Annotated in this window: 28 protein-coding genes; 19 read left to right on the forward strand and 9 right to left on the reverse strand. The window is 67.4% G+C overall.

Annotated features, from left to right (window positions below; translation table 11 throughout):
* Window positions 1-7: 7 nt before the first annotated feature.
* Window positions 8-1,321: a flavodoxin-dependent (E)-4-hydroxy-3-methylbut-2-enyl-diphosphate synthase gene (ispG, locus tag A3OK_RS0117565; protein ID WP_019906198.1), complete on the reverse strand. Its 1,314-nt coding sequence runs from the start codon at window positions 1,319-1,321 to the stop codon at window positions 8-10.
* Window positions 1,322-1,747: 426 nt separating this feature from the next.
* Between ispG and A3OK_RS0117570 the strand changes: the two genes are divergently transcribed.
* The 3 genes from A3OK_RS0117570 (at window position 1,748) to A3OK_RS0117580 (ending at window position 4,414) form a co-directional block, all read left to right on the forward strand.
* Window positions 1,748-2,857 (forward strand): patatin-like phospholipase family protein, encoded by a 1,110-nt coding sequence (locus A3OK_RS0117570; RefSeq protein ID WP_051093037.1) that lies wholly within the window; start codon window positions 1,748-1,750, stop codon window positions 2,855-2,857.
* 48 nt (window positions 2,858-2,905) lie between these two features.
* Complete coding sequence (locus A3OK_RS0117575; protein WP_019906200.1) at window positions 2,906-3,553, forward strand: sigma-70 family RNA polymerase sigma factor; 648 nt, start codon at window positions 2,906-2,908, stop codon at window positions 3,551-3,553.
* Between the two features lie 90 nt (window positions 3,554-3,643).
* Window positions 3,644-4,414, forward strand: a complete 771-nt coding sequence (locus A3OK_RS0117580) for an anti-sigma factor (protein ID WP_036303113.1) — start codon at window positions 3,644-3,646, stop codon at window positions 4,412-4,414.
* Between the two features lie 27 nt (window positions 4,415-4,441).
* Here the strand turns inward: A3OK_RS0117580 and A3OK_RS0117585 are convergent, their stop codons facing one another.
* Window positions 4,442-5,455 carry a bifunctional riboflavin kinase/FAD synthetase gene (locus A3OK_RS0117585; RefSeq protein WP_019906202.1) on the reverse strand — a complete coding sequence of 338 codons (1,014 nt, stop codon included), beginning with the start codon at window positions 5,453-5,455 and terminating at the stop codon, window positions 4,442-4,444.
* 276 nt (window positions 5,456-5,731) lie between these two features.
* Between A3OK_RS0117585 and A3OK_RS0117590 the strand changes: the two genes are divergently transcribed.
* Complete coding sequence (locus A3OK_RS0117590; RefSeq protein ID WP_018046001.1) at window positions 5,732-6,115, forward strand: response regulator; 384 nt, start codon at window positions 5,732-5,734, stop codon at window positions 6,113-6,115.
* Between the two features lie 61 nt (window positions 6,116-6,176).
* On the forward strand, window positions 6,177-6,710 hold the full coding sequence (locus tag A3OK_RS0117595) for a protein phosphatase CheZ (protein WP_155912068.1): 534 nt from the start codon (window positions 6,177-6,179) through the stop codon (window positions 6,708-6,710).
* A gap of 43 nt (window positions 6,711-6,753) precedes the next feature.
* Here A3OK_RS0117595 and A3OK_RS0117600 read toward each other — a convergent pair whose 3' ends face one another.
* A complete protein-coding gene (locus A3OK_RS0117600) occupies window positions 6,754-7,668 on the reverse strand; it encodes a TIGR01459 family HAD-type hydrolase (protein WP_019906204.1) in 915 nt (304 codons plus the stop codon).
* Window positions 7,669-7,770: 102 nt separating this feature from the next.
* Window positions 7,771-9,243 (reverse strand): EAL domain-containing protein, encoded by a 1,473-nt coding sequence (locus A3OK_RS0117605; protein WP_019906205.1) that lies wholly within the window; start codon window positions 9,241-9,243, stop codon window positions 7,771-7,773.
* A gap of 283 nt (window positions 9,244-9,526) precedes the next feature.
* On the opposite strand from A3OK_RS0117605, the gene A3OK_RS0117610 reads away from it, so the two are divergent.
* The 3 genes from A3OK_RS0117610 to A3OK_RS0117620 all read left to right on the forward strand — a co-directional run bounded on the left by A3OK_RS0117610 (window position 9,527) and on the right by A3OK_RS0117620 (window position 12,510).
* Window positions 9,527-9,748, forward strand: a complete 222-nt coding sequence (locus A3OK_RS0117610; RefSeq protein WP_026597382.1) for a heavy-metal-associated domain-containing protein — start codon at window positions 9,527-9,529, stop codon at window positions 9,746-9,748.
* A gap of 286 nt (window positions 9,749-10,034) precedes the next feature.
* Complete coding sequence (locus A3OK_RS0117615) at window positions 10,035-11,708, forward strand: formate--tetrahydrofolate ligase (RefSeq protein WP_019906207.1); 1,674 nt, start codon at window positions 10,035-10,037, stop codon at window positions 11,706-11,708.
* 115 nt (window positions 11,709-11,823) lie between these two features.
* Window positions 11,824-12,510, forward strand: a complete 687-nt coding sequence (locus A3OK_RS0117620; RefSeq protein ID WP_019906208.1) for a hypothetical protein — start codon at window positions 11,824-11,826, stop codon at window positions 12,508-12,510.
* A gap of 15 nt (window positions 12,511-12,525) precedes the next feature.
* Here A3OK_RS0117620 and A3OK_RS0117625 read toward each other — a convergent pair whose 3' ends face one another.
* The 3 genes from A3OK_RS0117625 to A3OK_RS0117635 form a co-directional block, all read right to left on the reverse strand.
* Window positions 12,526-12,744, reverse strand: coding sequence for a hypothetical protein (locus tag A3OK_RS0117625; protein WP_019906209.1), 219 nt, complete (start codon window positions 12,742-12,744; stop codon window positions 12,526-12,528).
* Between the two features lie 118 nt (window positions 12,745-12,862).
* A complete protein-coding gene (locus A3OK_RS0117630; RefSeq protein WP_019906210.1) occupies window positions 12,863-13,174 on the reverse strand; it encodes a hypothetical protein in 312 nt (103 codons plus the stop codon).
* Between the two features lie 119 nt (window positions 13,175-13,293).
* Entirely contained in the window at window positions 13,294-13,884 is a 591-nt protein-coding gene (locus A3OK_RS0117635; protein WP_019906211.1) for a GNAT family N-acetyltransferase, read from the reverse strand.
* Window positions 13,885-14,191: 307 nt separating this feature from the next.
* On the opposite strand from A3OK_RS0117635, the gene zapE reads away from it, so the two are divergent.
* The 4 genes from zapE to A3OK_RS0117655 all read left to right on the forward strand — a co-directional run bounded on the left by zapE (window position 14,192) and on the right by A3OK_RS0117655 (window position 19,407).
* Window positions 14,192-15,337, forward strand: coding sequence for a cell division protein ZapE (gene zapE, locus A3OK_RS0117640; protein ID WP_019906212.1), 1,146 nt, complete (start codon window positions 14,192-14,194; stop codon window positions 15,335-15,337).
* A gap of 467 nt (window positions 15,338-15,804) precedes the next feature.
* Window positions 15,805-16,284 carry a (2Fe-2S)-binding protein gene (locus tag A3OK_RS0117645; protein WP_019906213.1) on the forward strand — a complete coding sequence of 160 codons (480 nt, stop codon included), beginning with the start codon at window positions 15,805-15,807 and terminating at the stop codon, window positions 16,282-16,284.
* A complete protein-coding gene (locus A3OK_RS0117650; protein WP_019906214.1) occupies window positions 16,281-18,620 on the forward strand; it encodes a xanthine dehydrogenase family protein molybdopterin-binding subunit in 2,340 nt (779 codons plus the stop codon). Before A3OK_RS0117645 ends, A3OK_RS0117650 begins: the two co-directional genes overlap by 4 nt.
* Window positions 18,621-18,894: 274 nt before the next feature.
* The gene (locus tag A3OK_RS0117655; RefSeq protein ID WP_019906215.1) at window positions 18,895-19,407 is read left to right on the forward strand and encodes a DUF3060 domain-containing protein; all 513 of its coding nucleotides are present in this window, start codon (window positions 18,895-18,897) and stop codon (window positions 19,405-19,407) included.
* A gap of 29 nt (window positions 19,408-19,436) precedes the next feature.
* On the opposite strand, the gene A3OK_RS0117660 is transcribed toward A3OK_RS0117655, so the two are convergent.
* Entirely contained in the window at window positions 19,437-20,210 is a 774-nt protein-coding gene (locus A3OK_RS0117660; protein WP_019906216.1) for a cation transporter, read from the reverse strand.
* Between the two features lie 68 nt (window positions 20,211-20,278).
* On the opposite strand from A3OK_RS0117660, the gene A3OK_RS0117665 reads away from it, so the two are divergent.
* Window positions 20,279-20,734 carry a helix-turn-helix domain-containing protein gene (locus tag A3OK_RS0117665; protein ID WP_019906217.1) on the forward strand — a complete coding sequence of 152 codons (456 nt, stop codon included), beginning with the start codon at window positions 20,279-20,281 and terminating at the stop codon, window positions 20,732-20,734.
* Window positions 20,735-20,809: 75 nt separating this feature from the next.
* Complete coding sequence (locus A3OK_RS0117670) at window positions 20,810-21,205, forward strand: hypothetical protein (RefSeq protein WP_019906218.1); 396 nt, start codon at window positions 20,810-20,812, stop codon at window positions 21,203-21,205.
* Between the two features lie 322 nt (window positions 21,206-21,527).
* On the opposite strand, the gene A3OK_RS23735 is transcribed toward A3OK_RS0117670, so the two are convergent.
* Window positions 21,528-21,749: a hypothetical protein gene (locus tag A3OK_RS23735; protein ID WP_081631214.1), complete on the reverse strand. Its 222-nt coding sequence runs from the start codon at window positions 21,747-21,749 to the stop codon at window positions 21,528-21,530.
* Between the two features lie 400 nt (window positions 21,750-22,149).
* On the opposite strand from A3OK_RS23735, the gene A3OK_RS23045 reads away from it, so the two are divergent.
* The 5 genes from A3OK_RS23045 to cysW all read left to right on the forward strand — a co-directional run bounded on the left by A3OK_RS23045 (window position 22,150) and on the right by cysW (window position 26,029).
* The gene (locus A3OK_RS23045) at window positions 22,150-22,386 is read left to right on the forward strand and encodes a hypothetical protein (protein ID WP_019906220.1); all 237 of its coding nucleotides are present in this window, start codon (window positions 22,150-22,152) and stop codon (window positions 22,384-22,386) included.
* A 4-nt stretch (window positions 22,387-22,390) separates the two neighbouring features.
* Complete coding sequence (locus A3OK_RS24165; RefSeq protein WP_019906221.1) at window positions 22,391-22,537, forward strand: hypothetical protein; 147 nt, start codon at window positions 22,391-22,393, stop codon at window positions 22,535-22,537.
* A gap of 693 nt (window positions 22,538-23,230) precedes the next feature.
* Window positions 23,231-24,193: a sulfate ABC transporter substrate-binding protein gene (locus A3OK_RS0117690; RefSeq protein ID WP_081631262.1), complete on the forward strand. Its 963-nt coding sequence runs from the start codon at window positions 23,231-23,233 to the stop codon at window positions 24,191-24,193.
* 107 nt (window positions 24,194-24,300) lie between these two features.
* On the forward strand, window positions 24,301-25,158 hold the full coding sequence (gene cysT, locus A3OK_RS0117695; protein ID WP_026597385.1) for a sulfate ABC transporter permease subunit CysT: 858 nt from the start codon (window positions 24,301-24,303) through the stop codon (window positions 25,156-25,158).
* A complete protein-coding gene (gene cysW, locus A3OK_RS0117700; protein ID WP_019906224.1) occupies window positions 25,151-26,029 on the forward strand; it encodes a sulfate ABC transporter permease subunit CysW in 879 nt (292 codons plus the stop codon). Before cysT ends, cysW begins: the two co-directional genes overlap by 8 nt.
* The last annotated feature ends 1 nt before the right edge of the window (window position 26,030 follow it).

Raw genomic sequence — 26,030 nt, forward strand, 5'->3', positions numbered from 1 at the left:
GACGTCGTTATTCGGCGGCCGTGCGGGCGCCCTGGCCGAAACGGCGCTCGATATAGTCGATCACCACCGTCTCGAAATCCTTGGCGAGCGTCGCGCCGCGCAGGGTCATCGCCTTCTTGCCGTCGATGAAGACCGGGGCGGTGGGGGTCTCGCCGGTGCCCGGAAGCGAGATGCCGATATCGGCATGCTTCGATTCGCCGGGACCGTTGACGATGCAGCCCATCACCGCGACGTTCAGGCCTTCCACACCCGGATAGGTCTTCTTCCATTCCGGCATCGAGGTGACGATCCAGTTCTGGATGTCGCGGGCGAGTTCCTGGAACGTGGTCGAGGTGGTGCGGCCACAGCCGGGACAGGCGGCGACCATCGGCACGAAGGTGCGGAAGCCCATGGTCTGCAGGAGTTCCTGCGAGGCCTTGACCTCGACGGTGCGGTCACCGCCGGGCTCGGGGGTCAGCGAGTAGCGGATCGTGTCGCCGATGCCTTCCTGGAGCAGCACGCCGATCGCCGCGGAGGCGGCGACGAGGCCCTTCGAGCCCATGCCGGCCTCGGTGAGACCGAGATGGATCGCGTAATCCGAGCGCTTGGCGACCTCGCGGTAGACCGCGATGAGGTCCTGCACCGCCGAGACCTTGGCCGAGAGGATGATCCGGTCCTTGCCGAGACCGAGTTCTTCCGCGCGCTGGGCCGAGGACAGGGCCGAGCGCACCATGGCCTCGCGCATCACGGCGCGTGCGTCGATGGGGCGTGCGGACTTGGCGTTCTCATCCATCAGGTGCGTGAGCAGCGCCTCGTCGAGGGAGCCCCAATTGGCACCGATGCGGATGGTCTTGCCGTAGCGGACCGCCTGCTCGACGATGGTCGAGAATTGCGTGTCCTTCTTCTCCTTGAAGCCGACATTGCCCGGATTGATCCGGTACTTGGACAGGGCTTCGGCGCAGGCCGGATGATCGGACAAGAGCTTGTGGCCGATATAGTGGAAGTCGCCCACCAGCGGCACGTGGACGCCGATGCGCGCCAGCCGGTCGCGGATCTTCGGCACCGCCGCCGCCGCCTCGTCGCGGTCGACGGTGATGCGCACGAGTTCGGAGCCGGCCCGCGACAGGGCGGCGACCTGCGCCACCGTGGCATCGATATCGGCCGTGTCGGTGTTGGTCATCGACTGGACGACGACCGGAGCGCCTCCGCCGACGGTGACGGCTCCCTCGCCCTCGCCGACCGTGACACCCACCGTACGGTGGCGCGGCGCGGGACCGGCGATCTCCGGGCCGGAGATCGAGATACCGGGGCCGAAGGGATCGGCGGAGTTGGCTTCCATCATGGCGTCCATCGCTGACCTTGCATGTGGCCTTGCCTGCCCGGAAAGCGGGCGCAGGGCCAGGGTCGTCTGGTATCGAATTCTGCCGACTTCTCGCGAAGATCGGGTGAAGGGTCCGGACTTCGAGGACCCTGCCGGTTAGCTGAGATGGCGTGCCGCATGCGTCAAGGCCGCATGCCACATGGCGAAGCCACGTGGCGATACGGTCCGCGCGCAGCATTCCGGCCCAGCGTCGGGTGACATGTCTTATCCCATGGCCGATGTCGAGGGAATTGGCGCAGTGCGACATGTCCGCCACAGCGACGGCCCAAGCGGAACCGATCCATGCAGCCAGCGGTTTGCTGCCCTGCGACCTTTGATGCTGCACCGCACCATGACCATGTTCCCGTCTCCGATGCGCCTGTGCAATCCTCCCATGTGGAGCTGACGATGCTCGATTCCCAACAGCCTGCCCCCGCCGATTCGCTCTCGACCGACGTCGAGACGGTCCAACCGCGGCCCGTCGCGCACCCGGCCGTCAGCCTGGCCGGTCCGAACGCCGAGAAGACCGTGGCACTGGCGCTTCAGGGCGGCGGCGCGCACGGCGCCTTCACCTGGGGCGTGCTCGATGCCCTGATCGAGGATGGCCGCCTCGCCTTCGAAGCCGTGACCGGCGCCAGCGCCGGCGCGATGAACGCGGTGGTGATGGTGGACGGGTGGGTCGCCGGCGGCCCCGACGGCGCCCGCGCCGCCCTCGACCGGTTCTGGCGCGAGGCGAGTCTCGACGGCGACCTGTGGCCGGCCCAGCGTGGCGTCTTCGATCACGTGTTCGATTTCTGGAGCCAGAACCCGGTCCTCGATTTCTGGACCCGCGCCCTGAAGACGAGCCCTTACGTCTCCAATCCGCTCAACGTGAACCCGCTGCGCAAGGCCTTGGCCAAGCACGTGGATTTCGACCGCCTTCGCTCGGCCCAGACCGCCGGCATCTATGTCTCGGCCACCAATGTCTGGACCGGCAAGCTCGCCATCTTCGAGCGTGAAGCCCTGAGTGTCGACCACCTGATGGCCTCGGCCTGCCTGCCGACCGTGTTCCAGGCGGTGGAGATCGACGGCGTGCCCTACTGGGATGGAGGCTATCTCGGCAATCCGCCGATCTACCCGCTGTTTCACGGAGCCCAGACCCGCGACGTCGTGCTGGTTCAGATCAACCCGGTGGAGCGCCGGGAGACCCCGCGCTCGCGCGAGGAGATTCAGGACCGGCTCAACGAGATCACCTTCAACGCCAACCTGATGCGGGAATTGCGCGCCATCGACTTCGTCGACGGATTGATCGAGGACGGCGTGCTCGGTCGCAACGACTATCATCGCATGCTGGTCCATCGCATCGACGGGACCGGAGCCCTCGACGATTACAAGGCGTCCTCGCGGATGGATGCCCGGATCGGCTCGTTCGAGGATCTCCGCGACAAGGGCCGTGCGGCGGCGCAGGCTTGGCTGGCCGAGCATTACGAGGGCATCGGCCGCGACTGCACCCTGAATCTGAAGGCGACCTATCAATAGTCCGTCGCCCGGCCGGATTAGACGGCCGGGCTCACGCGTTGATTGCTGATGACGGCCGAACCGACTCAGACCGCCTCCGCCTCCTCCATCGTCGACCTTCTGGTCCCGTTGCGACGCTATGCGCGCTCGCTGACGCGGGATGCGCTGAAGGCCGACGATCTCGTCCACGATACCCTCGTCCGCGCGTTGGAATCCGGCCTCTCCGTGAGGCCGAACACCAATCTGCGGACGTGGATGATGACCGTGCTGCATAACGTCTTCATCGACGATCAACGCCGTAAGCGGGTCGAAGCCCGCCACGTCGAATCACTCGTCCAGATGGGCGACGAGAGCGTGCCACCCTCCCAGGAAGGGCAGGTGCGCCTCGCCCAGATCCGCCAGGCCTTCCTGACCCTGCCGGAGGAGCAGCGCGCCGCGCTCCACCTCGTGACCCTCGAAGGCATGGCCTATGCCGACGCGGCCGACGTGCTCGGAATTCCTATCGGGACCCTGATGTCCCGGCTCGGTCGTGGTCGCGCCGCCCTGCGCGCCTTCGAGGAGGGAGAGGCCGGTAGCGGCCGGAATCGCTCCGAACCGTCGCAGGGCGGAGGCTCGATCAAGCCCGAGCGTCCGCACCTGCGTCTCGTGAGCGACTGGAGCGGCCAGGATACCCGCCACGACACGAGGATAGCCCCCAAAGCCGTCGGCGGATCGTAAGGGCATCGAACTCGTGGGTACTCGGTCGAGAGTACCAGGACTGCATCGAGGCGCGGCCTCTTCCGACTCGTCGAACTGGAAATGCCCGTCATGATCGACCCGATCACCGACAGTGACCTCGCCGCCTTCGTCGATGGCCAACTCGACGTCATGCGCCGGCTCGAGGTCGAAGCCTACCTCGCACGCACGCCCGCTGCCGCGGCGCGGGTGATGGCCGAGATGCATGACAGGGACGCCCTGCGCCAGGCCTTCTCGCAACTGCCGGGACCCGGCCCCGAGCGCAACCGCTCCGCGGCCCGTCGCCTCGACCGGTCCATGGCATGGCGCCGCTTCGGCGACCGGCTGAAGCGCGCGGCGGTGATCGTGCTCCTCGTCGGCGCCGGTTGGATCGCGCATTCGGATACCGGCGAGTTCGGCGTGCCCGACACCTTCGCCGCGCCGGTGGATCCGGCCCTGGTGGCCGATGCGCGCCAGGCCAGGGAGGCGGCCCAGATCCGCGTCCGCCTCGGCTCGCGTGCGACGCCGAGCTACGACAAGGCCGGCATTTCGAACGCCACGGGCATCGTCCTGCCGGATCTTCCGGGGGATTGGTCCGTGCGCGACGTCCAGATCGTGCCCGGACGCCACGGCGCGGGCGTCGAGGTTCTGATCGATGCACCCGACCTCGGCGAAGTCTCCCTCTTCGCCGCACGCGCCACCAACGAGGCGATCTCGACCGGTGAGGTGACGAGCCCGGGCGACGGCGAGACCGCCTACTGGACCGCGGGACGCTCGGTCTACGCGCTCAGCGGCAGCGGCCATCGGAGCGCGCTGCAGGAGGCGGCCCGCCGCCTCGCCTCCATCGACACCACCAACCGCTGATCGCCCTGAGACCGGTCGAGCCGGGTCTCAGCCGATCATCGATGGAACGCCGTCGGCGGCGATGAGGGTGCGCGCCTCGGCGGCATCCACATCCATGCGCGCGATCAGGGCCTCGGCCCCTGAGAAGCGCTCTTCACCGCGGATGTAACCCAGGAACTCCACGGCGATGGTCCGGCCGTAGAGGTCGCCCGAGAACCCGAACAGGTTGACCTCGAGCAACGGCGCGCCGTCGTCGAAGGTCGGGCGCCGGCCGTAGCTCGCCACGCCGTCCCGCACCGTCCCGTCGGGCAATCCGACGCGGACGGCGTAGATGCCGTGCGCGAGAGCGCAATCGGGCAGGGCCATGTTGGCCGTGGGATAGCCCAGTGTCCGGCCACGCTTGTCGCCATGCCGGACCTCGCCGCAGACGAACCAGCGATAGCCGAGCAACCGGTTCGCGAGGGTGATGTCGCCCCGCCGCAAGGCTTCCCGGATCGCACTCGACGAGACGGGAGCCTCGCCCTCCCCGATGGAGACGGCGGGGATGATCCGGCAGTTCAAGGAGGCTTCCGCGCAGAGCCGGGCCAGCACGTCCGGCGTGCCCTCGCGTCCTCGCCCGAAATGGAAGTCGTGGCCGATCACGACGCCGGAAAGGCCGAGATCGCGCTTGAGCAGGCCGTGGACGAAATCGGCGGCGGTCGTCCCCGCCATCGTCGCGTCGAAACGGCGCACGATCAGGCCGTCGAGCCCGAGGCGGGCGAAGACGACCTCCTTGGCGGCCGGCCCCGTCAGCCGGAACATCGGCAGATCGGGAGCGAAATAGGCGCGGGGATGGGGCTCGAAGGTCAGCATCACCGCCGGCAGCCCGTGCCTGTCCGCCTCCTCGCGGACAGCCTCGACCAGGGCGCCGTGGCCCCGGTGCACGCCATCGAAATTGCCGATCGCGGCGATGGCTCCGGCAAGGTTCGCCGGCACCGCCTCGTCCTCGCGGCAGATCGTGAAGGGCCGCTCCGATGGGGAGCCGGCTCCGGGGCGCGCGGAAGGATCGTCGGCTGGCGCCATCGGGTTCAAGCGGTCTCGAAAAAGCGGTGGACGACGCGGCGCCCATGGGAGAATTCGCGCGGAACCTGTCGAAAAGCCAAGGGAGGGTCAAGGGAAGCAACGGGGCAGATCGCAACGGGATGCGCGATCCCTTGCGCAGTTAACCGCTTCGCAATGCCGATCGCGGTACTTTCATGAATGAGAGGCGGCGCGTGGCGGCGCTTCCCCAAGACATTGCCACTTATCTGGGTCGCGGCACGCCGCACCGGCCCTTGCACCGACGGAGCACCCCGACCCATGGCCCTCGATCTCGGCATGCCGATCCTCGTCGTGGACGATTATCAGACGATGGTCCGCATCATTCGCAACCTGCTCAAGCAGCTCGGCTTCGAAGAGGTCGACGATGCGTCCGACGGTACCGCCGCCCTCGCCCGACTGAAGAACCGCAAATACGGCCTCGTGATCTCCGATTGGAACATGGAGCCGATGACCGGTTACGAGCTGCTGCGCCACGTCCGCGCCGACGAAGCTCTGCGCACCACGCCGTTCATCATGGTCACCGCCGAGTCGAAGACCGAGAACGTGATCGCCGCCAAGAAGGCGGGCGTGAACAACTACATCGTCAAGCCCTTCAATGCGGCGACCCTGAAGAGCAAGATCGAAGCTGTCTGCGGCGCCTGAGCCGCGGACTCGCTCCTCTTCTTCAGCGATTGACATGGGCGTGGAGCGATCGGCGATGGTCATGGCGCAACAAGCACGAACGGTCGGCAAGACACCGGCAGCGACCCGACCGACGCTGATCCGGGAGCTGGTCGAGATCGCCGACTACATCGCGCATGTCCGCAAGGAGATCGCGGCGCTCCGGGCAAACGAGCTTACCCGCGATCGGTTGCCGATGGCGCATGAGGAACTCGGCAGCGTCGTCGAAGCGACGGCGGGCGCGACGAACTCCATCATGACGGCAGCCGAGGAAATCCTCAGCCTGCCTGACGACAAGAACTACCGCGCCGCCGTCGAGGCGCGGATGAACGACATCTTCGAGGCCTGCACGTTCCAGGACATTACCGGTCAACGCATCTCGAAGGTCAGCGAGTCCCTGCGACAGCTCGAAAGCCGCCTGTCGCGCTTCGCCGCCGCCGTGAAGGCGAAGGACGAGGGCGGCGTCGACCCGGCCGAGGTGGAGCGTCGGGTGCGTGCCGAGCTGCTCCTTCTCAACGGACCTCAGATCAAGGGGCCGGCCACGGCCCAGGACGAGATCGACGCCCTGTTCTCCTGACACTCGCGGTCTCGTCGGCCACGCATGACGAGGTCGGGAGACGCTACCAGACCAGCCGTTCGATGACGGCATCGGGGCGGACGTCCTGACGGGCGAGCCATTCGGCCACCTCACCCAGCCTGTCGTGCTCGGCGAGAACGCCCAGCTCTTCCGCATGGATGCCGCGCGCCACCAACAGGTTCGGGATGCCGTAGGCCGCGGCCCCGGCAATGTCGGTGCGCAGGGCGTCGCCGACGGCGAGGACGCGAGCGACGTCCGGCACGAGCCCGCCATCGAGATCTCCCGCCATGGCGAGCGCCGCCTCGTAGACCGGGCGGTACGGCTTGCCGGCATAGGTCACCGCGCCGCCGATCTCCGCATAGGCCTGTGCGATCAGACCGGCGCAGGGAATGAGCTTCTTCTCGCGCTCGACCACGAGGTCGGGATTGGCGCAGATCATCGGCACCTCCCGCGCCCGGAACCCGGCCAGGATGTCGCGGTAATCGTCCGCCGTCTCGCAGGTATCGTCGAACAGGCCGGTGCAGACCACGCGATCCGCCTCCTCCGCCGCCACGAGCCGAAGGTCGAGTCCGTCGAAGATCGTCGCGTCGCGCTCCGGCCCGAGATGATGGATGCGCTCGCCGGGATGCTCGGCGATCAGCCGCCGGGTCAGGTCGCCCGAAGTCAGGATCGCATCGTAGGCCTCGCGCGGCACGCCGTAGCCGTCGAGGATGACCTGTACGCCGGCCCAGGGGCGGGGCGCGTTGGAGACGAGGATGACCCGCCGCCGGCGACCGTCCTCGGGCAGATTGCGAAATCGGATCAGGGCATCGCCCGCGCCCTGATGCGCCCGCGTTCCGTCATGGAGCACGCCCCAGACGTCGCACAGGATCAGGTCGTAGCGCTCGGCGACGACGGAGAACCCATCCAGGATCGGGATGTGAGCCGCCTTCGTGGCGCGCGCGATCGTTTCGCTCATGAGGCAGGCCTGACTGGCAAGGAATGGGTGCGAACGGGAATGGCCGACCGGTTAGGCCGGCCGGGGGCTGAAATCAACGCACCGGCATCATGGCGCGGGAGCTCAGCCGGCCCGGCGCAGGAAGTCGCGGAACGGGCGGCGCTGCGGCGGCGGTTCGGGCTCGTCGCCGGCTGGCTCCCGCGTCGGCGTGGGTGCCTGGGGCGGCGCGGCCTGTGGCGGCGTGGCGCCGAGAACCTCGGCCCGCACGGCCCGGGCCGGGGCGAAGACCGAGCCTTGCGCCAGCGGCACGTCGAGGTCGATCAGGTCCGGCACATCGCTCTCGCGCTCGACCGCCTCCGCGACAAGGCGGATGCCGGCCCTCGACAGGGAGGCGACGAGATCGTCGAGGGCGATATCGGGCATGGCCTGACGCGAGCCGGGACGCAGCAGGAGATCGGCGGGCACCTTGACCTGGCTGACGCCACGATCCGCCAGAGCCAACGGATCGAGGCGTAAATCCACGGGCCGGTCGAGGGCGAAGCCGACGCGGCCGCGCAGATCCGCCAGCGCCCCGGCCTGTTCGGCGTCGAGGCTGCGCCAGCTCGATTGGGGCAGCGCGATCACGAGGCGCCCGGACAGGTCGGGCTCGCCGGCGAGAAGCCGCGGCAGCGTGCGCAGGAATCCGGGCTCGAACAGGGAATGCGGCGACAGGCCGTAGCTCACCACCGCCTGGCTGCCGCGCCCGGCGAGGTGGCGTGCCACCGTGGCGACGAGTTGGAGCATGCGGCGGTCGAGTTCGGTGGTACGCCCGTGGCGCTCGAGGACCGGCAGGAACTGCTCGGGCTTGAGAATGTCGGAGCCGATGCGCAGGCGCGCCAGCGCCTCGTAGGACACGACCTTGCGCTGGGGCAGGGAGACGATCGGCTGGAGATGGACTTCGAGCCCCTCGCCGTCGAAAGCCCCGACGATGACCCTATCCCGGCTCCGGTCCGGCTGCGCAGGATCCTCGGCGATCTCCGGCCTTTCCTGGAGCGGCCAGGCACGCGGAACCCAGGGAGCCCCGCCCGTCTTGCTCCCCGATGCGGGGGAAGGCGGAGAGACGACGGGCATCGCCACCGGCCTGACGGCCGGGAGCGGAGGGGCCGGCGGCGTCTCCTTAAGCCGGGCGATCTCACCGTCCTGCGTCGCGACCACGGCGGCGAGTTCGCGGACGATGCCGCTGAGCAGGCCGATCTCCGCCGTGACCTCTTCGACGGCGGCGTTGACCGAGGCAGTCTCGACCGGCCCAGCCTCCGGCGCGCCGGCTTCGACACCGCGAGCGCGCTCGATCCGCATCTGCTGGTCGGCGATGAGGCGGGCCACCGTCTCCAGGCGCACGAGGCGCTGGGACAGGATATCGACCTCGCCCGAAAGCTTCTCGCAGCGCTTGTCGAGGCTGCGTGCCCGGCGCGCGGCCAGGATGGCGACGACGCCGCTCATGGCCGCCAATCCGAAGGCGCCGCCGAGGGGAGAGATCACTGCGAGCGGCGCCAGGACCACGAACCCGATGAGACTCAGGACCCACAATCCCGTGCGTCGGCCGACGATCCGGGCCATCGGAATACTCTTACCCTCACGACGATCGAACGGAGATCAGGGGCCTCGTCCACGGATTTCGCGAATCGAGACAGTCCCCGGTTGTCGCCGAGACGACGAGGTCTCACAAGATGGGTGCGGGCTGCATGAACCGGTTTTTTGCCATGTGTTGCATGAGCTTCCACGCATGGGCTCAGGCAGTCTCGCATCGACACCGAGGTCGCCCCGGCCACCGCCCCTCGCGGCGACACGGGATTTGGCTCTACATTGGCGAGGGACACGACCCAGCGACGGGAGCCGGCCGATGGACGCGAGACGGGTAGACCTCCTGATGCAGGTGGACGGCATGACCTGCGACGGCTGCGCGGAGGCCGTGCGCAGGGCCATCCTGCGCATCGATCCGGAAGCGCACGTCGTCGTCGACCTCGATCACGGCCGCGTCGCGCTCACCACGAATGCCCAGAGCCTGACGATCGCCGAGGCGCTGGACCAGGCCGGCTACACGGCGACGGCGATGACCGGCTGACGGCGCTTCGACACGGTGTTCGACGCGCCGATCCGCCGGCAGGATCTTGGACGAGCCGGGCCGGATGCTGTGGACGTCCTGATCTCAAATGAAATTTTGCCGCTGCGTTGAAAAAATCCGACGCGCTTTTGCTTGCTCCATCGCTCACAGTGATGGCAACGGTGGAACATGGCTGCACGGCGCGCGGGATGCCCGCGATGCCGATGCCGGACAATCCGAACACGCGACCCCCTTCAAACAAACGCCAGCGCGACACGCCATCGCGACGACAGACCGGGAGAGTTGAATGCCCTCAGACATCGAGATCGCCCGCGCGGCCACCTTGAAGCCGATCACGCAGGTGGCCGAGAAGATCGGCGTGCCGGACGAAGCCCTGCACCATTACGGCAAGCATATCGCCAAGATCGATCACGCGTTCATCAAGTCGCTCGAATCGAAGCCCGAGGGCAAGCTCGTCCTCGTCACCGCCATCAGCCCGACCCCTGCCGGAGAAGGCAAGACCACGACCACGGTCGGTCTCGGCGACGCGCTCAACCGCATCGGCAAGAAGACCGTGATGTGTCTGCGCGAGCCCTCGCTCGGCCCCTGCTTCGGCATGAAGGGCGGAGCTGCCGGCGGCGGCAAGGCCCAGGTCGTGCCGATGGAGCAGATCAACCTGCACTTCACCGGCGACTTCCACGCCATCACCTCGGCGCATTCGCTGGCCGCCGCGCTCATCGACAACCACGTCTACTGGGCCAACGAGCTCAACATCGACGTGCGCCGCATCCACTGGCGCCGCGTGGTCGACATGAACGACCGGGCGCTGCGCTCGATCAACCAGTCCCTCGGCGGCGTCGCCAACGGGTTCCCGCGCGAAGACGGGTTCGACATCACCGTCGCCTCGGAAGTCATGGCGGTGTTCTGCCTCGCCAAGGACCTCGACGATCTCGAAGCGCGGCTCGGCCGCATCGTCATCGCCGAGACGCGCGACCGCAAGCCGGTGACCCTCGCCGACGTGAAGGCCACGGGCGCGATGACCGTGCTCCTCAAGGACGCTCTGCAGCCCAACCTGGTGCAGACGCTCGAGGGCAACCCCGCTTTGATCCATGGCGGCCCCTTCGCCAACATCGCCCATGGCTGCAACTCGGTGATCGCCACCCGCGCCGGCCTCAAGCTCGGCGACTACGTGGTCACCGAAGCCGGCTTCGGCGCCGATCTCGGCGCCGAGAAGTTCATCGACATCAAGTGCCGTCAGGCGGGTCTGAAGCCCTCGGCGGTGGTCATCGTCGCCACGGTGCGCGCCCTCAAGATGCATGGCGGCGTGTCGAAGAAGGAACTCGGCTCCGAGAACCTCGACGCCCTGGAGAAGGGTTTCGCCAATCTCGCCCGCCATGTCGCCAACGTGCGCGGCTTCGGCCTGCCCGTGGTCATCGGCGTGAACCACTTCTACGCCGATACCGACGCGGAACATGCCAAGCTCAAGGAGCTGTGCCGGGAGAAGCTCGACGTCGAGGCCATCACCTGCAAGCATTGGGCGGAAGGCGGCGCCGGCGCTGAGGAACTGGCGCATGCCGTGGTCAAGCTCGCCGAGGGCGAGCAGAAGCCGCTGACCTTCGCCTACGAGACCGAGACCAAGCTCACCGACAAGGTCCGCACCATCGCCACAAAGCTCTACGGCGCGGGCGACATCCAGGTGGAATCGAAGGCCGCCACCAAGCTCGCCCAGTTCGAGAAGGACGGCTACGGCCACCTGCCGGTCTGCATGGCCAAGACGCAATACTCGTTCTCCACCGACCCGACCCTGATGGGCGCCCCCTCGGGCCACCTCATCTCGGTGCGCGACGTGCGGCTCTCGGCCGGGGCCGGCTTCGTCGTGGTGATCTGCGGTGAGATCATGACCATGCCGGGCCTGCCCAAGGTTCCGGCCTCGGAAGGCATCCACCTCGATGCCAACGGGCAGATCGAGGGGCTGTTCTAGCCCCGTTGCCCCTCCCGGCCGGGCCTGCCCGGCCGGGAACTTGCGCGGATCGCGTGATCCCTCGCGCCACCTGTGATAGCCGGGACGCCATGCCGTTCCGCTGTCGACCCCGCCCATGATCCCCTGGACCGTTCTCGACACGGCACCGATCCCCGGCGATGCGGGACAGTTGCGGCTGCTTCGGCGCGGCACCGAATTCTCGATCCAGCTCGGCCACAACGAGCTGATGAACAGCCGGCTCAGCGGCTCCGAGAAGGCGCTGGCGAGCCTTGCCGCGGAACGGGTCGGCGGCCGCGCCGGCATACGCTTCCTCATCGGCGGACTCGGCATGGGCTTCACCCTGCGCGCCGCCCTCGACGCCCTGCGGCCCGACGCCACCATCGTCGTCGCTGAACTGGTGCCGAACGTGGCGGAGTGGGTGCGCGGCCCCTTGAGCGCCCTGTCGGCGGATGCCCTCTCCGATACCCGGGTGGAATTGCGGATCGGCGACATCGTCGGCGCGATCCGCTCGGCGAGTTCCGCCTACGACGCGATCCTGCTCGACGTGGACAATGGCCCGGACGGCCTCACCCGACCGGCCAACGACAGGCTCTATGATGGAGCGGGATTGGGCGCGGCCATGGCGGCGCTGAGGCCCGGCGGCGTGCTCGCGATCTGGTCCGCGCATCCGGACAACAGTTTCACCCAGCGCCTGCGCCGGGGCGGATTCGGCGTCGACGAAGTGCCGGTCCGGGCCAACGTCACCAGCGGCGCCCGCCACACGATCTGGCTCGCGACGAAGCCGGGGCGCCCGCAGCGCTGAACCGCAGGGCCGGATTCAGGCCGGGGTTCCACGGCGCTCGAGGCGGCGGCTGAGGCGGGTCACGCCGTAGATCTCGGCGAGATGCCGCCGCGCCGCCTTCACCGGCGCGTCCTCGCGCTCGACACAGGCCGCCTCGATGACGCGCAGCGTATGCGCCACGCACCGCTCCAGTCGCAGCGCGGCGGTACCGTCGGGGGAGCGTCGGTCGTGGATCGGGTTCTCGGCTTTGGTCATGGAAGGCCCCCTCGATCGTGATCGATGGAGTCTCGCTAAGGGAGCCGTGCGGCGGCGATCGGGTCGAGGCTTGGCCGCAAGATGGCAGCTTGGCCGTATCGACGATCGGGGCCGGCGCTCAGTCGCGGGTGCTGCCTTCGTTGAACTTGTCGCGGCAGACATAGCCGACGAAGCATTTCGCGACGTCCCGCGTCATCTCGAAGGCGGGCTTGGGCGCTTCGGGCAAGGCACAGAAACCGCCGTCGCGGACGATCCTGTCATAGGTGATCGGTCCCGTCGTCATCACGATGGCACCGGCCCGGTTCACCAGGGCGGCGGCCTCGGCGCAGAGCATGGCCGGGGTCGCCGGCCGCCCCTGCGCCGAGACGGCGAGGGGAGCCAGGATGGCACCGGCGACGAGTGCGTATGTCGGGGCGAACGAGACTCTCATGGCGAAGTGGTCTTCTCGAAAGGGGGTCGGGCGGATGCGAAGCCGGCGGCACCGCCCGGGGATGGCCCCAGGGTAACCCTGCCGGCTTTCGCCGCCAATCCGCCCCCCCGGCTCTCCCCTCACGCCGCCCGCTTCAGCGGTTCGGCGGCGGCCGCCACTGCGAGCGTGAAATCCAGCGCCTCGTCCAGTCCCTCCCGCCAGAGTGAGATCGGCGTCCGCCGCGCCAGGGTGAGAGCTCCCTCCGCCTCGCCGTCGGCGAGCGTCACTTCGGCACCGAGCTTGGCGGCGAGGCGGCGCATCGGCGCGTTCCGGCTGAGACAGCGGACATGCAGATCCCGGACGCCGCGATTCCGCGCAGCCGCGGCGATCCGGCGGAAGAGGGCTTGGCCGAGGCCGTTGCGGCGGAATCCGCGCTCCACGGCGAAGGCGGCCTCCGCCTCGCGGCCGAGGCTCAGTCCCGGCGTGGGACCGGTCAGCGGACGCAACTCGCCGAGCGCGCGCAATTCTCCCTCGACGAAACCGCCGAAGACGAGCCCCTCGACCTTGAGGGCGCGGGACGCGTAGGCGACCGCCGCGGCGTCGCTCAAGGCGGCCATGAAGCGGTTGGCTCTGGTATCGGGGTCGAGCCGCAGGAAATAGGCCTCGACCATGGCACGGTCGCTCGGCCAGAGACGCCGGACATTCTGTCCGGTCGGATGGGTATCAGGCATCGTGGTGCCGTGCTCCGGGTGACGTCGCGCATCTTGCGCTGGCTCCGGGCGTGACCTCCCTCGAGGAGGCCATCAGATGGCATCGCCTCAACTTTTGTGCAATGCAACAAAACGTCATCCCGCCGAAGTGTCGCGCTTGATCCTCCCGGTTGCGCATTGCAGACCGGTTCCATCGACGAGCGCATGGCCATCGCGCCTTCACGTATCCGAGGTCGTCATCCCCGTGAGTCCCCCGTCCGGTTCCGCTCCGTCCGTCAGCCAGCAGGGACATGGTGCTCCACCCGGCCCGGTCTCGGCGCGCTACGACATGCTGGTCTCGTCCGGCGCCATCGAGCGTGACCCGGCCCAGATCCATCTGGTGCGCGCGCTCGACAGGCTGGTGCAGGATCTCGACCGACGCCGACGGGCGAAGAAGGGCAGCGCGCTCGGCTGGCTGTTCGGGCGCAGCAGCGACAGCGAGGGCCCGCCGAAGGGCCTCTACATCTGGGGCTCCGTCGGGCGCGGCAAGACCATGCTGATGGACCTGTTCCACGAGGCGGCGCCGGGCAAGAAGCGCCGCGTGCATTTCCACGGCTTCCTGTCCGATGCGCATGAGCGCATCCACGCCCACCGGCAGGCCCTGAAGGCGGGCACGGCCAAGGGCGACGACCCGATTCCGGTGGTGGCTGACGCCCTCGCCGAGGAGGCGACGCTGCTCTGCTTCGACGAATTCACCGTGACCGACATCGCCGATGCGATGATCCTCGGGCGGCTGTTCGGGGCATTGTTCAAGCGCGGCGTCACCGTGGTGGCGACATCGAATGTCGAGCCCGACCGGCTCTACGAGGGCGGCCTCAACCGCGCGCTGTTCCTGCCCTTCGTGGACGAACTCAAGAACCGGGTGGAGATCCTGCGCCTCGATTCCCGCACCGATTTCCGTCTGGAGAAGCTCGGCGGCGCCTCGGTCTATCACGTGCCCGCCGACGAGACCGCGACGGCCGCCCTCGACCGGGCATTCAAGGGGCTCACCGGCAAGGCCAGGGGCAAGCCGACCACGATCCGCGTGAAGGGCCGCGAAGTGGCCGTGCCGGAAGAGGCCGCCGGCGTCGCCCGGTTCACGTTCTCGGACCTTTGCGCCCAGCCGCTCGGCGCCTCCGACTACATGGCCATCGCCCATGCCTTCCAGACGGTGATCGTGTCCGACATCCCCGTGATGGGTGAGGAGAATCGCAACGAGGCCAAGCGCTTCATCATTCTGGTGGACACGTTCTACGATGCCCACGTGAAGCTGATCGCTTCCGCCGCGGCCGAGCCGACCGGGCTCTACACGGTGACCGAAGGCCGCGAAGCCTTCGAATTCGACCGCACGGTCTCGCGCCTCATCGAGATGCGATCGTCGGAATACCTCGCCTTGCCGCATGGGCGTGGGGATTCCGAGGCCAGCGGCTCCAGTTCCGGGTTGGTCGAGACCTGATCCAGACGACGCCGGGACGCGCGGAGGATGCCGGGTCGAATCGAGAGGTGACGGCTGGGTTGGAGCCCGATCGGCGCGCCATCGTGGGAAACCGGCCTAGACAACGCACGACATCGCCCCCTCTCGCATCGGCCGGATACGTCCTGTGCGCAACAGCACATCGAGCCCATGGCCGAGCTTCGCCGAGGCAGCGTCCACGGCTGCGAACCGTTGCACCGCAGCACCCGCACCGGTTAATTGGATTCATTATGAGGTACGGGGCGTGGGAGCTTCGTGCACTGCGACGGCTCCCTGTCGAGGGGCGCCGGATCCGCTGCCGCACCTCAGGCACGTTTCGATGCGGGACGGCGACGATGTCTCGCGCGCCCCGCGCCTGATTGACGACCTTCAAGGTATTCGGGACCCGACGGATTGGCGGTCAGCCGATCCCGACCGGTCCGTGGCCTGATCGATGACAGGATACACCGATGATCAAACTCACCGTGAACGGGGCTGAACGCAGCTTCGACGGCGATCCCGACATGCCGCTGCTCTGGTTCCTGCGCGACGAAGTCGGCCTCACCGGCACCAAGTTCGGCTGCGGACAGGCCCTGTGCGGCGCCTGCACCATCCATCTCGGCGGCACCGCCGTGCGCGGCTGCGTCACCCCCGTCTCCGCGGCCGAGGGCCAGGAGGTGGTGACCATCGAAGGGCTCTCGCCCGACGGCAACCACCCGGTCCAGGCGGCGTGGCGCGACCTCAACGTGGCGCAATGCGGCTATTGCCAGTGCGGGCAGATGATGCAGGCGGCGTCCCTCCTCAAGGACACCCCGAAGCCCAACGACGACCAGATCGACGAGGCGATGAGCGGCAACCTCTGTCGCTGCGGCACCTACCCGCGCATCCGCGCCGCGATCCATCAGGCCGCCGGTAACGCCCCCGCCACCAACAAGGGAGAGCGCCTGTGATTCACGACGCCCAGCTCATGACCGATCTCGCCACCGAGACGGCCGCTGCCCCCAGCGCCCTCGCCAATGTCAGCCGCCGTGCCATGCTCGGCGGCATGGGCGCCCTGGTGCTCGCCCTGTCATGGCGGGATTCCGCGCGCGCCGAGGACAAGAAGGACGAGCCGAAGAAATTCGGGGCCGATGCCATGCCGCATGGCTGGCAGGACGACCCGAAAGTGTTCGTGGCCATCGCCCCCGACGGCACCGTGACCATCACCTGCCACCGCTCGGAGATGGGCCAGGGCGTGCGCACCTCCGTCGCCCTCGTGGTCGCCGACGAGCTCGAGGCCGATTGGGCCAAGGTGAAGGTCGCCCAGGCCTGGGGTGACGAGGCCCGGTTCGGCAACCAGGATACCGACGGCTCGCGTTCGTTGCGCCACTTCTTCCCGCATCTGCGCCATGCGGGTGCGGCCGCGAAGGCCATGCTGGTCCAGGCCGCCGCCAAGCAATGGGGCGTGCCGGTGACCGAGGTGAAGGCCGAGAACTCGGTCCTCACCCATGCCAAGTCGAAGCGCACCCTCGGCTACGGCGACGTGGCGGCAGCTGCCGCCGAACTCGCCGTGCCCGCCCGCGAGAGCGTGACCCTGAAGGATCCCAAGGCCTTCAAGTTCATCGGCAAGGGCAAGATCGGCCTCATCGACAACCGCGACATCACCACCGGCAAGGCGATCTACGGCCTCGATATCCGGCTCGACGGGATGCTCTACGCCCTCGTCGCCCGCCCGCCGGTCTTCGGCGGCAAGGTCGCGAGCTACGACGATGCCGAGACCATGAAGATCCCCGGCGTGGTCAAGGTGTTCAAGATCGACGCGCCCGAGATCCCGTCCGAGTTCCAGCCGATCGGCGGCGTCGCCGTCATCGCCAAGAACACCTGGGCGGCGATGAAGGGCCGCGAGGCCCTGAAGATCACCTGGGACGACGGCCCGAACGCGAATTACGATTCCGTCGCCTTCCGTGGCGAGCTGGAGAAGGCGGCGCGTGCGCCCGGCAAGGTCGTGCGCAATCAGGGCGACGTCGACGGCGCGATGGCAAAGGCCAAGCGCCGGGTCGAGGCCGAGTATTTCGTGCCCCACCTCGTCCAGGCCCCGATGGAGCCGCCGGCAGCGACCGTGCGGATCAAGGACGGGTTCTGCGAAGCCTGGGCCTGCACCCAGGCGCCACAGGCGACGCATGACCGCCTAGCCAAGAAGCTCAACCTGCCCGCCGACAAGGTCAAGGTGAACGTGACGCTGCTCGGCGGCGGCTTCGGCCGCAAGTCGAAGCCCGATTACGTGGTCGAGGCGGCCCTGTGCTCGCAGGCCGTCGACGGTGCCCCGGTGAAGCTCACCTGGACCCGCGAGGACGATCTCCACCACGGCTACTACCACACCATCTCGGTGGAGCGCCTGGAGGCCGGCCTCGACGACAAGGGCATGCCGGTGGCCTGGCTCCATCGGTCGGCCGCCCCCACGATCGGCTCGATCTTCGCCGCCGGCGCCAAGAACGAGCTGCCCTTCGAACTCGGGATGGGGCTGACCAACACGCCCTTCGACGTGCCCAACATCCGGCTCGAGAACCCGGCGGCGGACGCGCATGTGCGGATCGGCTGGTTCCGCTCGGTCTCGAACATCCCGCACGCCTTCGCGATCCAGTCCTTCGTCGCCGAGTTGGCGCATGCGGCGGGCAAGGACCCGAAGGAGTACCTGCTGGCCCTGATCGGCCCCGACCGGGTGATCGACCCGACCAGCATCGGCGACGTCTGGAACTACGGCGAGGATCCCGCCCGCTACCCGATCGAGACCGCGCGCCTGCGCGGGGTCATCGAGACGGCGGCCAAGGGAATCGGCTGGGGCCGCAAGCTGGCGAAGGGACGGGGCCTCGGCATTGCCGGGCATTACAGCTTCGTCACCCACACGGCGGTCGCGGCCGAGGTGGAGGTGGGCTCCAAGGGCGAGGTCTCGGTCAAGCGCATCGACATCGCCGTCGATTGCGGGCCGCACGTCAACCCGGAGCGGATCCGCTCGCAGATGGAGGGCGCCGTCGTCATGGGGATGGGCCTGGCCTTGTCGGCCGAGATCACCTTCAAGGACGGGCGCGCGCAGCAGAACAACTTCGACGGCTACGAGATCACCCGTCTCGACGCCGCCCCGAAGGAGCTGCACGTCCACCTGATCCAGAACAACGACTACAGCCGCCCGCTCGGTGGTGTCGGTGAGCCGGGCGTGCCCCCCGTGGCGCCGGCCATCGCCAACGCGGTCTTCGCCGCCACCGGCCGCCGGATCCGGCAGTTGCCGATCCGCGACCAGCTGAGCTCGTAAGACCATCTTCCGGCCCGGATCGCACCGGGCTGGAAGGCCAGGACGAGCCTGCAGAATCGAGCCCCGCCGGGCCCGTCCCTGACCGACCGGGCTGCGGGATGTCCTCCCGGCCCGGCCATCCTATAGCGCGGTCCTCGACCTTGGCGTACCGATGCTGATCCGCCTCGCGGGTCTCGTCCGTTCGCCGGTAGGTCAAGCCCTTGATCCCGTTGCGGTGGGGCGCACCGAACGAGACGGACGGCTCTGCCGCTTCCCAACAGTGACGGACCCTCGAATGCGCGGTTTTCTCCTGACGATCGGTGTGGTGGCCCTGGCTTACGCGAGCCCTGCGCAAGCGGAGGAGCTCCTCGTCGAAGGTGTCGGCCTGAGCCGGGACGTCGATTGCGGCGGCAGGGATGTCGGCGTCTACGGGGCGGAGAACGCCATCGCCCTGACGGGGGATTGCAAGCAGATCGTGGTTCACGGATCGACTCATACCGTCAGCTTCGAGAAGGCGACGGCTTTGGCGATCTCCGGCGCGAATCACAAGGTCACGGGCGGGACCGTGCAGCAGCTGACGGTGGCCGTATCGGGAAACACCGTGACGGCGACGATGGGCGGCGTCGGAGTTCCCGGAAAACTCGAGATGACGGGCGCCGGGAATCGCGCCGACCTGATCCTGGCGGGACCTGCGGCATTCAGCGTGTCCGGGGCCGACCACGTCGTCGAGTGGTCGCGCAAGGACGGTGTGCCGAACCCGGAGGTCAACGCCATGGGTGTGAAGAACACCATCCGGCGCAAGCCGTAGCGGCGCCCGCCGGACAGTCGGCGCGGCATTCACTCCGCTGCCACGGCCGGGATCCGCCGACCGCCCTCGCGATACTCGGCCCAGGCCTGTTTCAGGATCTGGACCGAAGAGGTGAGGAAGATGCCGGCCATGAGGGCGGCGACCGCGAGGTCCGGCCAGGCCGATTTCGTGCCCCAGACGGCCAAGGCCGCGCCCATCACGACGATATTGCCGATGGCGTCGTTGCGCGAGCACAGCCAGACGGACCGGACATTGGCGTCGCCGTCCTTGTAGCGCATCAGCAGCAGGACCGAGGCAACATTGGCGCCGAGCGCCATCAGGCCGATGCCGCCCATCCATTCCGCGCTCGGAACGCCCAGGACGAGGGTCTGGTAGACCGTCGAGCCGAAGACCCAGAGCGCCATCAGGCTGAGGCTCACTCCCTTGGCGAGCGCCGCCATCGAACGGGTCCGCAGGCTCGCCCCGATGACCGCGAGGCTGAGGCCGTAGGTGACCGTATCGGCGAGGAAGTCGAGGGCGTCGGCCTTCAGCGCCTGCGATCCGGCCGCCTGCCCCGCCGCCATTTCGGTGACGAACATCGCGCCGTTGAGGGCGATGACGAACCAGAGCACCCGCTTGTAGCGCGGATCCACCCCATCGAAGACCGGAACACCGCCGCTGCAGCCGCAGGATTCCTCATGCGCCGAGACCTTCGGAGCCTGCGCCGCCGCGGCATGACGGTGCGCGTCGCCCGGTGAATGCTCATGTGCGTGAGCGTGGGTCTCGGCGTGGATCTGACTCGTGCCGCAGCAGGATTCGGCCATGGCTCTCTCCTCGTTTCGTCGTTAGAAACGGGTCTACAAGCTCTAGCGACTAGAGGATCAAGCGAAAAATGGCCTTCTCGATCGGAATCCTGTCGCGCCGCGCAGGAGTGAAGGTGCCGACGATCCGCTACTACGAGCAGGTCGGCCTGATGCCCTCGCCGCCGCGTACCGAGGGACAGCAGCGGCGCTACGGCGAGTCGGAAGTGGCACGGCTCAACTTCATCCGGCATGCGCGTGAACTCGGGTTCGAGGTCGACGCGATCCGCGAACTCCTCGCCATGAGTGCACAGCCGGACGAATCCTGCGCCGAGGTGGACCGCCTCGCCCGCCGGCATCTGGCGGAAGTGGAGCAGCGCATCGCCCGGCTGATCTCCCTGCGCACGGAGCTGCAGCGCATGGTGGCGGAATGCGGACACGGCCGGGTGGGCGAGTGCCGGGTCATCCAGGTTCTCGCCGACCACGGCGAATGCGACCACGACCATGACGGTGCGAGAAACGGCTCATCGGGTTTCGCCGGGGCGTAAACTTCGCCGCCGTCGCGGAGCCGAACCGGCGGGACGGGGTTGTCCGTTCACAGACACGCCCTTCGAGGATGCAACATGAACCGGATGCCCCGACCTCTCGCCGCGTTGCTGGCCGCCGGATGCGCGGCCACCCTGGTCGCAGGCCCGGTCCTCGCCTCTCCCTGTTCGGAGGAGATCGCCCGCCTCGATGTAAAGGTGAAGGACGAAGCGACCGGCTCCATTTCCGCCTCGACCTCGGGCAAGGCAGCGGCGGGCGCGCGTGAAGGCCAGGGAGAAACCGCCGAGCGCGGCAATGCTTCCACCCCGGCCGCACCGCCCGAGAAATCGGCGGAGGCCGGAAAGGGAGGTGACGCCGCGATGCAGGCCAAGGTCGCCCTGGATGAAGCGCGCACGGCCGACGGCAAGGGCGACGCCAAGGCCTGCGCCGAGGCCCTGGAGCGTGCCAAGGGCCACCTCGCCAAGGCTCCGTGAGAGGGCGAAAGGCTCCTCGAGAGGACGAAAGTAGGCTCATCGCGGAAAGAGGCAGCGATCGGTGGCGATCGGCTTTTTCGATGATGGATCGTCGTGCACTGGCCGGGGAAGCCCGGCACAGTTGCTGCTGCGAGAGCCTCGCGCGGGTGATCGAGAAAAGAGAAGTTTCTTCTTCGGCGGTTATGAAGTGAAACGCGCCGTGTGGCATTCTCTCAGCGAAGACCGGATGCGCGCGGCGCCTCGTCTTCCCATCCACACAGTGGACGGGTGGTTGTCGTCGAATCGACGACTTTCGGCTTCGATACCGGACCTGATGTCGGCGTTACGCGGCAGCGCTCAGGGCATGCTTGTTGCCGTGGATACCGGCACAAAGATCGTCGATTTCTGCAAGATCAAGACTTTCACCTGAGTGGCTTGCAATCGCATCGATCAGGTGATCTTGCCGAGGGTCAAAGGGGTGCCCCTGTAGGCGATAGAATTGATAGTAACGCAAAGCCGCCAATACGGTGTCGCGTTCTCGCACGGTGATGGTGATGGTCTGCATTCTTTGAAGATCTCCCGTTCGTGCGACAGATACACGCTGAAGACTTGAATCCGACTCAGCGAGCTTGAGCGTTGTAACCCCGCTTTGGCGCCGTCGTCCACAGCCGGAAACCACTCGGTAACCATGTCGGGAAGTCGCCCGGCGGCCCTGCCGGACGCAACCCTTTGCAGGCGCGCCATTTCCTCGCATATGCTCGAGCGGCAGATTTATTTCGCCCCGGAAAGCGTAAAATGTCATTGACAGACGAGGGGGAAAATGGGGCCTCGTCCAAGACGCATTTCGTCGGAATCGATAAGATTGTTCTTAACCAAGCTGTGGCAGCCTTCTCGTCAGGACCGACACGTTCACGTGTGACGGCGCCGGCACTCTTGATGGAGCCGGGATGAGCGGAGTGCCACTCATGACCAAGGTGCAGCCGGATGACGGGCGGAACGGTCAGATGCGGCCGGCGAGCGCCGCCACTCTCAGCCCGAGCGTGCGTCGGCATCTCGGCATGAACCTGCGCAACCTCTATGCGACCTCCCTGGTCGAACCGGTCAGCGAACGGATCGAAACCCTCCTGGCGAAGCTCGGACGCATCAGGACCGGAATTTCGTCGCTGGAGGAGCGAGACGACACACGGCGTTCAGAATCGTGATGCTATGGACCGTATCGACGCATCGGCACCGTCCGCGTCGCCCCTGATCCAACGCGCGAAACCCATTTCCATGACCATCCTCGTTCTCGTCGTCGCCGGCAACGTTCTGCTGGCTACCCTGTTCTCCCTGGTGGCCCTGGCCTCAGACTGAGCCGCCCGTCTCCGGAGACGTCTCCCGCCGGTATCGACGATCGGATTCGAGCTCTCCGGACGTGGCCCTTCCAGATTCCTGAGAGACGACACAGCCTGAGCGGCCGGTTGCGGGATGCCGCACCGGTCTTTCGTCGTTCGGCGTATCGATCGGCCCGATCCTCCAGCCTCGTCTGGCGGATCCGGCAATTCACTTCAGGCGCCGAAAGACTTGCAGACACAAACGGATTCGCATGGGCGAGTGGCCCGCATGCGCCGAGAGACTCACGGTCTCGCGCCCGAAGCATGACGCGTCGCATCATGGGCCACCGATTTACAACGGAACGTTCTTTCTAAAGAACGCGGTCCTGCAGATTATTTCTTCCCTTGATGCGTCTTCGAAGGGAACATCATTCTCGATACAGTCATCCGTTCTTCTGGATCTCGATTTTTGAAGGAGAATTGCCTATCTCAGGCTCAATACGTCACGGTCGGTCAAGCTTGACATTGTTCTTTAAACCGAACGAAACGTAGCTTTATCGAGGCCATCGGGACTGATCTGTCCCGCGGCCGCGACGTAGCCGGAGATAACCCTGTGAGCGCGACCATGTCCTCGACGCCGACCTTCCGCCGTCCTTCCCGCAGGAAGTTGGCGCTCGCTCTGTGCGCCGGCTCGGCCTGCCTGGTATCGGCAGGGTTCGGTGCGGCCCTGACGATGTCCGGCGCGGCCCTGGCTCAGACCGAACTCCTCAACGTGTCCTACGATCCGACACGTGAGCTCTACAAAGACATCAACGCGGCCTTCATCGAGGAGTGGAAGGCGAAGACCGGCGAGACCATCACCGTCCGCGCGGCCCATGGCGGCTCCGGCTCTCAGGCTCGCACGGTCATCGACGGAATTCCCGCCGATGTGGTGACCCTGGGTATCCCCTCCGACATCGACGCGATCAGCCGCCTCTCCAAGAAGATCCCGGCCGATTGGCGGACGAAGCTGCCCAACGAGGGTCTGCCCTATACCTCGACCGTGGTGTTCCTCGTGCGCAAGGGCAATCCGAAGGGCGTGAAGGACTGGGGCGATCTGGTGAAGCCCGACGTGAAGGTCATCACCCCGAATCCGAAGACCTCCGCCGGCGGCCGCTGGAACTTCCTCGCGGCCTGGGGCTACGCCTACGAGAAGGAAGGCAAGAACGCGGACAAGGCCAACGCCTTCGTCGGCCAGCTCTACAAGCAGGTCCCGGTGCTCGACACGGGCGCGCGCGGCTCCACCGTGACCTTCGCGCAGCGCGGCCTGGGCGACGTGCTGCCGACCTGGGAGAACGAGGCCTATCTCGTCTTCGACGAGTTCGGTCGTGACAAGTTCGATGTGGTCGTGCCGCCGACCTCGATCTACGCCGAGCCGCCGGTCGCCCTCGTCGATGCCAATGTCGACAAGAAAGGCACCCGCAAGCAGGCCGAGGCCTATCTCCAGTTCCTTTACACGGACAAGGCGCAGGCGATCTTCGCCAAGCACCATTACCGTCCGATCAAGCGCGAGGCGGCCAAGGCCGAGGATCTCGCGCAGTTGCCGGAGCTGAAGCTGTTCAAGATCGAAGATCTTCAGGGCAACTGGGACGATATCCAGAAGAAAAACTTCGACAATGGCGGCCTGTTCGACCAGCTGAGCAAGCCGGCGCCGTAGCCCGCTCATGACCCCTCCCCTCACTCCGGGGAGGGTGCCTGCGAGGCAGGCGGGTCACCCTCTCCCCGCGGGAGAGGCGGGACGAGATCAACACCAGGACCACCCCCATGGCAGAGCCGCCTCTGCGTCCGAAACGACGCTTTCGTCAGCCCAGCGTGATTCCCGGCTTCGGGCTCACCTTCGGCTACACCCTAACTTGCCTCGGCGTCATCGTGCTGCTGCCGCTGGCCGCCCTCGTCGCCCGCGCCTCCGGCCTCGGACTTTCGGGGATCTGGGGGGTCGCCACCGATCCGCGGGTGGCCAGCGCCTTGCGGGTGAGCTTCGGCGTCTCGTTGATCGCGGCGCTGACAGCCTCGATCTTCGGCTTCCTCATCGCCTGGGTGCTCACCCGCTACCGGTTTCCCGGGCGCAAGCTCGTCGATGCCGTGGTGGACCTGCCCTTCGCGCTGCCCACCGCTGTGGCCGGCATCGCCCTCGCCTCGCTCTATGCGCCCAACGGGCTCGTGGGCGAGCAGCTCGCCAAGCTCGGGATCGAGGCCGCCTACACGCCGGTCGGCATCTACATCGCCATGGTCTTCATCGGCCTGCCCTTCGCCGTCCGGACGGTGCAGCCGCTGATCGTCGAGATCGACAAGGAGATCGAGGAGGCGTCCGCCACCCTCGGCGCCGGGCGCTGGCACACCCTGGTCAAGGTCGTGCTGCCGCCCCTGATCCCGGCGGTGCTCACCGGCTTCGCCCTCGCCTTCGCGCGCGGCGTCGGTGAGTACGGCTCGATCATCTTCATCGCCGGCAACCTGCCCTACGTCTCCGAGATCGCGCCGCTCCTCATCGTCATCAAGCTCTCCGAGTTCGATTACGGCGGTGCCTGCGCCATCGCCACGATCATGCTCGGGATCTCGTTCCTGACCCTGCTCGCCATCAACCTGATCCAGGCCTGGAGCCGCAGGAGGTTCGGTTATGTCTAGCGCCGTCGCCACCCAACCACCCGCCCGCGCCGAGAGCGTGGTCACGGAAGGCCGTATCGTCCGCTGGCTGCTGATCGGGATCGCGGTGGTCTTCCTCGCGCTGTTCCTGGTGCTGCCGCTGGTGACGGTGTTCATCCAGGCCTTCGCCAAGGGCTGGTCGGCCTATCTCGCCGCCTTCACCGAAACGGATGCCCGCGCGGCGATCCGCCTGACCCTGCTGACCGCGGCGATCGCCGTGCCGTTCAACCTCGCCTTCGGCATCATGGCCTCCTGGGCGATCGCCAAGTTCGAGTTCCGCGGCAAGAACCTCCTCGTCACCCTCATCGACCTGCCGTTCTCGGTCTCCCCGGTCGTGTCGGGCCTGATCTACGTGCTCGTCTTCGGCGCACAGGGCATCCTCGGCCCGTGGCTGATCGAGCACGACATCCAGATCATCTTCGCCGTTCCCGGCATCGTGCTCGCCACGATCTTCGTCACCTTCCCCTTCGTCGCCCGCCAGCTGATCCCGCTGATGCAGGAGCAGGGGACCGCGGAGGAGGAAGCCGCGTTGACCCTGGGAGCGTCCGGTTGGCACGCCTTCTGGACCGTGACCCTGCCCAACATCCGCTGGGGGCTGCTCTACAGCGTGCTGCTCTGCAACGCTCGGGCGATGGGAGAATTCGGCGCGGTGTCGGTGGTCTCGGGCCACATCCGCGGATTGACCAACACACTGCCGCTCCACGTGGAGATCCTCTACAATGAGTACAACTTCGTTGCCTCTTTCGCCGTCGCTTCCCTCCTTGCCGGCCTCGCTCTTGTTACCCTCCTCGTCAAATCCCTCCTCGAATGGCGCTTCAGCGCCGAGATCGCAGCGGGCGCACGAGGTCACTGAG

The organism is Methylobacterium sp. 77 (genome assembly GCF_000372825.1).
Lineage (GTDB): Bacteria > Pseudomonadota > Alphaproteobacteria > Rhizobiales > Beijerinckiaceae > Methylobacterium.

Coding starts and splice junctions, on each gene's coding strand:
- ispG (WP_019906198.1), bottom strand. CDS start 1,321: ATGATGGAAGCCAACTCCGCCGATCCCTTCGGCCCCGGTATCTCGATC.
- A3OK_RS0117570 (WP_051093037.1), top strand. CDS start 1,748: ATGCTCGATTCCCAACAGCCTGCCCCCGCCGATTCGCTCTCGACCGAC.
- A3OK_RS0117575 (WP_019906200.1), top strand. CDS start 2,906: ATGACGGCCGAACCGACTCAGACCGCCTCCGCCTCCTCCATCGTCGAC.
- A3OK_RS0117580 (WP_036303113.1), top strand. CDS start 3,644: ATGATCGACCCGATCACCGACAGTGACCTCGCCGCCTTCGTCGATGGC.
- A3OK_RS0117585 (WP_019906202.1), bottom strand. CDS start 5,455: ATGGCGCCAGCCGACGATCCTTCCGCGCGCCCCGGAGCCGGCTCCCCA.
- A3OK_RS0117590 (WP_018046001.1), top strand. CDS start 5,732: ATGGCCCTCGATCTCGGCATGCCGATCCTCGTCGTGGACGATTATCAG.
- A3OK_RS0117595 (WP_155912068.1), top strand. CDS start 6,177: ATGGCGCAACAAGCACGAACGGTCGGCAAGACACCGGCAGCGACCCGA.
- A3OK_RS0117600 (WP_019906204.1), bottom strand. CDS start 7,668: ATGAGCGAAACGATCGCGCGCGCCACGAAGGCGGCTCACATCCCGATC.
- A3OK_RS0117605 (WP_019906205.1), bottom strand. CDS start 9,243: ATGGCCCGGATCGTCGGCCGACGCACGGGATTGTGGGTCCTGAGTCTC.
- A3OK_RS0117610 (WP_026597382.1), top strand. CDS start 9,527: ATGGACGCGAGACGGGTAGACCTCCTGATGCAGGTGGACGGCATGACC.
- A3OK_RS0117615 (WP_019906207.1), top strand. CDS start 10,035: ATGCCCTCAGACATCGAGATCGCCCGCGCGGCCACCTTGAAGCCGATC.
- A3OK_RS0117620 (WP_019906208.1), top strand. CDS start 11,824: ATGATCCCCTGGACCGTTCTCGACACGGCACCGATCCCCGGCGATGCG.
- A3OK_RS0117625 (WP_019906209.1), bottom strand. CDS start 12,744: ATGACCAAAGCCGAGAACCCGATCCACGACCGACGCTCCCCCGACGGT.
- A3OK_RS0117630 (WP_019906210.1), bottom strand. CDS start 13,174: ATGAGAGTCTCGTTCGCCCCGACATACGCACTCGTCGCCGGTGCCATC.
- A3OK_RS0117635 (WP_019906211.1), bottom strand. CDS start 13,884: ATGCCTGATACCCATCCGACCGGACAGAATGTCCGGCGTCTCTGGCCG.
- zapE (WP_019906212.1), top strand. CDS start 14,192: ATGCTGGTCTCGTCCGGCGCCATCGAGCGTGACCCGGCCCAGATCCAT.
- A3OK_RS0117645 (WP_019906213.1), top strand. CDS start 15,805: ATGATCAAACTCACCGTGAACGGGGCTGAACGCAGCTTCGACGGCGAT.
- A3OK_RS0117655 (WP_019906215.1), top strand. CDS start 18,895: ATGCGCGGTTTTCTCCTGACGATCGGTGTGGTGGCCCTGGCTTACGCG.
- A3OK_RS0117660 (WP_019906216.1), bottom strand. CDS start 20,210: ATGGCCGAATCCTGCTGCGGCACGAGTCAGATCCACGCCGAGACCCAC.
- A3OK_RS0117665 (WP_019906217.1), top strand. CDS start 20,279: ATGGCCTTCTCGATCGGAATCCTGTCGCGCCGCGCAGGAGTGAAGGTG.
- A3OK_RS0117670 (WP_019906218.1), top strand. CDS start 20,810: ATGAACCGGATGCCCCGACCTCTCGCCGCGTTGCTGGCCGCCGGATGC.
- A3OK_RS23735 (WP_081631214.1), bottom strand. CDS start 21,749: ATGCAGACCATCACCATCACCGTGCGAGAACGCGACACCGTATTGGCG.
- A3OK_RS23045 (WP_019906220.1), top strand. CDS start 22,150: ATGACCAAGGTGCAGCCGGATGACGGGCGGAACGGTCAGATGCGGCCG.
- A3OK_RS24165 (WP_019906221.1), top strand. CDS start 22,391: ATGGACCGTATCGACGCATCGGCACCGTCCGCGTCGCCCCTGATCCAA.
- A3OK_RS0117690 (WP_081631262.1), top strand. CDS start 23,231: ATGTCCGGCGCGGCCCTGGCTCAGACCGAACTCCTCAACGTGTCCTAC.
- cysT (WP_026597385.1), top strand. CDS start 24,301: ATGGCAGAGCCGCCTCTGCGTCCGAAACGACGCTTTCGTCAGCCCAGC.
- cysW (WP_019906224.1), top strand. CDS start 25,151: ATGTCTAGCGCCGTCGCCACCCAACCACCCGCCCGCGCCGAGAGCGTG.